General features: G+C 56.5%; 3 rRNA genes. All 3 read right to left on the reverse strand.

Annotated elements, in window-relative coordinates:
* Positions 1–18: 18 nt before the first annotated feature.
* The 3 genes from rrf to A5727_RS23180 all read right to left on the reverse strand — a co-directional run bounded on the left by rrf (position 19) and on the right by A5727_RS23180 (position 5,390).
* Positions 19–132: ribosomal RNA gene (rrf, locus tag A5727_RS23170) — 5S ribosomal RNA — on the reverse strand.
* Positions 133–304: 172 nt separating this feature from the next.
* Positions 305–3,419: ribosomal RNA gene (locus tag A5727_RS23175) — 23S ribosomal RNA — on the reverse strand.
* A gap of 447 nt (positions 3,420–3,866) precedes the next feature.
* Positions 3,867–5,390 (reverse strand): 16S ribosomal RNA (locus A5727_RS23180).
* Together the 16S, 23S and 5S rRNA genes form the textbook arrangement of a ribosomal RNA operon.
* Between the last annotated feature and the right edge of the window lie 180 nt (positions 5,391–5,570).

Genomic DNA, 5,570 nt, shown 5'->3' on the forward strand with positions numbered 1-5,570 from the left:
GGGGGTGTTTCTGTGTGTGTTCGGCGGTGTCCTACTTTTCCACCCGAGTTGGGTAGTATCATCGGCGCTGACAGGCTTAGCTTCCGGGTTCGGGATGGGACCGGGCGTTTCCCTGTCGCTATGTCCGCCGTAACTCTATTTTTTTGTGGGGCCCTGGGGGTCGCACTGGGTGCGGTGTCCCCGGGGTTTCACTCCCATACGGGTTGATGGGTGTTTTTGGTGGGGGGTGTGGTGTGGTCAGTGTGGTTTTGTGGTTGCGAGGCGGTGCGTCTCTTACTTTCTGCCAACTGGTGTGTTTGTTGGTTGTTGTAAGTTTTCGGCCGGTTAGTGCCAGTTCCCTGCACACATTGCTGTGCTTCCAGGTCTGGCCTATCAATCCCGTGGTCTGCGGGGGGCCTTATCCCACTTAATGGGTGAGAAGCCTGGTCTTGGAGAAGGTTTCCCGCTTAGATGCTTTCAGCGGTTATCCTGTCCGAACGTGGCTATCCAGCGGTGCCCCTGGTGGGACAACTGGTGTACCAGAGGTTCGTCCGTCCCGGTCCTCTCGTACTAGGGACAGGTTTCCTCAAGCTTCTGACGCGCGCGGCGGATAGAGACCGAACTGTCTCACGACGTTCTAAACCCAGCTCGCGTGCCGCTTTAATGGGCGAACAGCCCAACCCTTGGGACCTGCTCCAGCCCCAGGATGCGACGAGCCGACATCGAGGTGCCAAACCATCCCGTCGATATGGACTCTTGGGGAAGATCAGCCTGTTATCCCCGGGGTACCTTTTATCCGTTGAGCGACACCCCTTCCACTCGGGGGTGCCGGATCACTAGTCCCGACTTTCGTCCCTGCTCGACGTGTCAGTCTCACAGTCAAGCTCCCTTGTGCACTTGCACTCAACACCTGATTGCCGTCCAGGTTGAGGGAACCTTTGGGCGCCTCCGTTACATTTTAGGAGGCAACCGCCCCAGTTAAACTACCCACCAGGCACTGTCCCTGGACCGGATATACGGTCCGAGGTTAGAGGTTCAATACGATCAGAGTGGTATTTCAACAACGACTCCACCCAGACTGGCGTCTGAGCTTCACAGTCTCCCACCTATCCTACACAAACCGAACCAAACACCAATACCAAGCTGTAGTGAAGGTCCCGGGGTCTTTTCGTCCTGCCGCGCGTAACGAGCATCTTTACTCGTAGTGCAATTTCGCCGAGTCTATGGTTGAGACAGTTGAGAAGTCGTTACGCCATTCGTGCAGGTCGGAACTTACCCGACAAGGAATTTCGCTACCTTAGGATGGTTATAGTTACCACCGCCGTTTACTGGGGCTTAAATTCTCAGCTTCACCCCGAAGGGTTAACCGGTCCTCTTAACCTTCCAGCACCGGGCAGGCGTCAGTCCGTATACATCGTCTTGCGACTTCGCACGGACCTGTGTTTTTAGTAAACAGTCGCTTCTCACTGGTTTGTGCCACCCACTCACGCTCAGGACCGCAAGGATCCGTCACGCCATGTGGGTCCCCCTTCTCCCGAAGTTACGGGGGTATTTTGCCGAGTTCCTTAACCATAGTTCACTCGTACGCCTTAGTATTCTCTACCTGACCACCTGTGTTGGTTTGGGGTACGGGCCGTGTATGTGCTCGCTAGAGGTTTTTCTCGACAGCATAGGATCACCGAATTCGCCTCATACGGCTATGCATCACCTCTCAGGATATGTGAAACCCGGATTTGCCTAGGTTTCTCCCTACGGGCTTACCCCAGTGTTACCACTGACTGGTACGGCTACCTTCCTGCGTCACCCCATCGCTTGACTACTACCACCGAAGGTCCCACGCAGCCGGCGATCCCCGCACCCCGAAGGGATTGGTGGACCACCCTTTGGGTGGTTAGTACCGATGATTCATCAGGGGCGCTCATACACGGGTACGGGAATATCAACCCGTTGTCCATCGACTACGCCTGTCGGCCTCGCCTTAGGTCCCGACTCACCCTGGGAGGACTGGCCTGGCCCAGGAACCCTTGGTCTTTCGGCGGGCAAGGTTCTCACTTGCCTAATCGCTACTCATGCCTGCATTCTCACTCCCACACCCTCCACAGCTCCATCACTAGGCTGCTTCACCGGATGCAGGACGCTCCCCTACCCAACCAGCAGATGCTGATTGCCGCGGCTTCGGCGGTGTGCTTGAGCCCCGCTACATTATCGGCGCACAATCACTTGACCAGTGAGCTATTACGCACTCTTTCAAGGGTGGCTGCTTCTAAGCCAACCTCCTGGTTGTCTTCGCGACTGCACATCCTTTTCCACTTAGCACACGCTTAGGGGCCTTAGCCGGCGATCTGGGCTGTTTCCCTCTCGACGCACGGAGCTTATCCCCCGCCGTCTCACTGCCACGCTCTCACACACCGGCATTCGGAGTTTGGCTGACGTCAGTAACCCTGTGGGGCCCATCGGCCATCCAGTAGCTCTACCTCCGGTGTGAAACACGCAACGCTGCACCTAAATGCATTTCGGGGAGAACCAGCTATCACGGAGTTTGATTGGCCTTTCACCCCTACCCACAACTCATCCCCTCAGTCTTCAACCTAAGTGGGTTCGGGCCTCCACAACATCTTACTGCTGCTTCACCCTGGCCATGGGTAGATCACTCCGCTTCGGGTCCAGAACACGCCACTACACCACATACGTGGATACGCCCTATTCAGACTCGCTTTCGCTGCGGCTACCCCACACGGGTTAACCTCGCGACATGTCCCTGACTCGCAGGCTCATTCTTCAAAAGGCACGCCATCACCCCACCACGAAGGAGGGCTCTGACGGATTGTAAGCGCACGGTTTCAGGTACTATTTCACTCCCCTCCCGGGGTACTTTTCACCATTCCCTCACGGTACTGTCCGCTATCGGTCACTGGGAAGTATTCAGGCTTACCGGGTGGTCCCGGCAGATTCACAGCAGATTCCACGGGCCCGCTGCTACTCGGGGACAGTTCCACAGGAGCCGTTGAGTTTTCGTCTACGGGGCTCTCACCCTCTACGACAGGCCATCCCAGACCACTTCGACTAACACAACGGTTTCTCACTCCTGCCCAGGCCGGCGGACCTGAGAAGAAACGCCCCACAACACCGCACACACAACCCCCGCCGGGTATCACATGCACGCGGTTTAGCCATCCTCCGCTTTCGCTCGCCACTACTCACGGAATCACTTTTGTTTTCTCTTCCTACGGGTACTGAGATGTTTCACTTCCCCGCGTTCCCCCCCGCCACCTATGTATTCAGTGACGGGTAACACGACATCACTCGTGCTGGGTTTCCCCATTCGGACATCCTCGGATCAAAGCTCGGTTGACAGCTCCCCGAGGCTTATCGCAGCCTCCAACGTCCTTCATCGGCTCCCAGTGCCAAGGCATCCACCATGCGCCCTTAAACACTTACAACACAAAAAACCAGATACAGAAAAAAGAAATTACACCACAACAAACCACACACCCACGATGAACCAAACAGCCCACCGAGAGCCGATCACCCGGCACTCCGAAGAGAACCGAGAAATCCATGCGGCTTGATGCTCGCAACCACTATCCACAAATCAAACACCACACCCCACCACCAAGATGGAGCGACAACACACAACCACCAACCGAAGTCGACGGCGATCCCCCGTCACACTCCAGCGAGCGCTCCGGGCGACCCTGAGCCTGTTGCCTCAGGACCCAACAGTGTGTCTGGTGGCACCAGCCGGCTCCCCGCCGCACTGATCAAAGCCTGTTTGTCGTGCACCCACCGGGACGTCCACTACAGACCCCGGCTGAAATATCCCAACCACACTGATCCCACATTGTTGCGGGGGTGGGGGAAACCATTTCGGTATCGGTGCTCCTTAGAAAGGAGGTGATCCAGCCGCACCTTCCGGTACGGCTACCTTGTTACGACTTCGTCCCAATCGCCGATCCCACCTTCGACAGCTCCCTCCCACAAGGGGTTAGGCCACTGGCTTCGGGTGTTACCGACTTTCATGACGTGACGGGCGGTGTGTACAAGGCCCGGGAACGTATTCACCGCAGCGTTGCTGATCTGCGATTACTAGCGACTCCGACTTCACGGGGTCGAGTTGCAGACCCCGATCCGAACTGAGACCGGCTTTGAAAGGATTCGCTCCACCTCACGGCATCGCAGCCCTTTGTACCGGCCATTGTAGCATGTGTGAAGCCCTGGACATAAGGGGCATGATGACTTGACGTCATCCCCACCTTCCTCCGAGTTGACCCCGGCAGTCTCTCACGAGTCCCCACCATAACGTGCTGGCAACATGAGACAAGGGTTGCGCTCGTTGCGGGACTTAACCCAACATCTCACGACACGAGCTGACGACAGCCATGCACCACCTGCACACAGGCCACAAGGGAACCGACATCTCTGCCGGCGTCCTGTGCATGTCAAACCCAGGTAAGGTTCTTCGCGTTGCATCGAATTAATCCACATGCTCCGCCGCTTGTGCGGGCCCCCGTCAATTCCTTTGAGTTTTAGCCTTGCGGCCGTACTCCCCAGGCGGGGTACTTAATGCGTTAGCTACGGCACGGATCCCAAGGAAGGAAACCCACACCTAGTACCCACCGTTTACGGCGTGGACTACCAGGGTATCTAATCCTGTTCGCTCCCCACGCTTTCGCTCCTCAGCGTCAGTTACTGCCCAGAGACCCGCCTTCGCCACCGGTGTTCCTCCTGATATCTGCGCATTCCACCGCTACACCAGGAATTCCAGTCTCCCCTGCAGTACTCTAGTCTGCCCGTATCGCCCGCACGCCCACAGTTAAGCTGTGAGTTTTCACGAACAACGTGACAAACCACCTACGAGCTCTTTACGCCCAGTAATTCCGGACAACGCTCGCACCCTACGTATTACCGCGGCTGCTGGCACGTAGTTGGCCGGTGCTTCTTCTGCATCTACCGTCACTTGCGCTTCGTCGATGCTGAAAGAGGTTTACAACCCGAAGGCCGTCATCCCCCACGCGGCGTCGCTGCATCAGGCTTGCGCCCATTGTGCAATATTCCCCACTGCTGCCTCCCGTAGGAGTCTGGGCCGTATCTCAGTCCCAGTGTGGCCGGACACCCTCTCAGGCCGGCTACCCGTCGTCGCCTTGGTAGGCCATCACCCCACCAACAAGCTGATAGGCCGCGGGCCCATCCCACACCGCAAAAGCTTTCCCCTCCCAGACCATGCGATCAGAAGGGTGTATTCGGTATTAGACCCAGTTTCCCAGGCTTATCCCAAAGTGCAGGGCAGATCACCCACGTGTTACTCACCCGTTCGCCACTCGAGTACCCCCGAAGGGGCCTTTCCGTTCGACTTGCATGTGTTAAGCACGCCGCCAGCGTTCGTCCTGAGCCAGGATCAAACTCTCCAAACAAAAACAACCCATCCAAAGACAGGTGAATTCACAATCAGAGAAAATCTGACCTAACAAAAAGACACCAAAAACTGGCATCAAAAAAACAACACCACACCCCACACACGGGGAGTGCAAGATGTGGCAAAAAACAACAAACAAAAACCACCAAACACACTATTGAGTTCTCAAACAACAGAC

The organism is Mycobacterium sp. ACS4331 (genome assembly GCF_001667265.1).
Classification (GTDB): Bacteria; Actinomycetota; Actinomycetes; order Mycobacteriales; family Mycobacteriaceae; genus Mycobacterium.